This is a genomic window from Methanospirillum stamsii, assembly GCF_003173335.1.
In the GTDB taxonomy this organism is placed as follows: domain Archaea; phylum Halobacteriota; class Methanomicrobia; order Methanomicrobiales; family Methanospirillaceae; genus Methanospirillum; species Methanospirillum stamsii.
The window spans coordinates 1-1,070 of sequence record NZ_QGMZ01000063.1; the positions used below are offsets into that span (position 1 = coordinate 1).

1 protein-coding gene is annotated in these 1,070 nt (G+C 34.7%); it reads left to right on the forward strand.

Annotated features, from left to right (window positions below):
* The coding region (locus DLD82_RS17650; protein ID WP_109942453.1) for an ISL3 family transposase at window positions 1–1,056 on the forward strand (1,056 nt) is incomplete at its 5' end.
* Window positions 1,057–1,070 lie beyond the last annotated feature (14 nt).

A 1,070-nucleotide genomic window follows, 5' to 3' on the forward strand; every position in this document is an offset into this window, starting at 1 on the left:
GATGTACACGATACAATAGATAAAGAATGGCGTCATCTCGATTTTTTTCAATATCCCTCCTATATTCATGCAAGAGTCCCAAGGATATACTGTGATCAATGTAAAGTCATTATGATCGATGTTCCATGGTCGAGAAAAATGAGCTCATTTACAAGTCTTTTTGAACATATGGTTGTATTAATGGCTCAATCTATGCAAATCAGCAAAGTGGCTGAGTTGGTCCATGAACATGATACACGAATCTGGAGGATAATCAAACATTATGTTAAAAAAGCATTGAAAAAGGAAGATTATTCTAATGTAACTGCAGTATGTGTTGATGAAACTTCTGAAAGAAAAGGTCACAATTATATTACGATTTTCGCTGACAAGAAGACTGGGAAAGTTCTTTTTGTGACGAGAGGAAAAGATTCAAGCACTATTGGGAGGTTTTTTACTGAATTATTATGTCATCATGGAAACCCTTGGAAAATTGAACAAGTATCTTGCGATATGTCTCCAGCATTTATTTCCGGAATATCAGAGTATTTAGTCAATGCGAATATAATTTTTGACAAATTTCATGTGATGCAGTTAGTCAATAAAGCAATTGATGAGGTAAGAAGAGTAGAGCAAAAAGAGAATTCAATCCTTAAAAAAACTCGATATATTTGGTTAAAATCAATAAATAGACTAACAGAAAAGCAAAGTCAGGCTCTATGTTCATTACGTTCTTTGAATCTTAAAACAGCAAGAGCATACCAAATGAAATTGAACTTTCAGGAAATTTGGAAAATTCAAGATCGGGATGAAGCACATCTTTACCTCAAGAAATGGTACTTTTGGTTAACTCACTCTAGGCTTGACCCTATGATCTCACTGGCTAAAACCATTCGAAACCACTGGGAAGGGATATTGAATTATTTTGAGTGTCGGTTTACAAATGCACTGATGGAAGGACTAAATAGTGTCGTTCAATCGTTGAAAAGAAGTGCAAGAGGGTATAAAAATACTGATAATTTCATCACTATGATCTATTTACGCTGTGGGAAACTCAATTTTGACTTACCCACTTGAAATAGCGAAGAGGC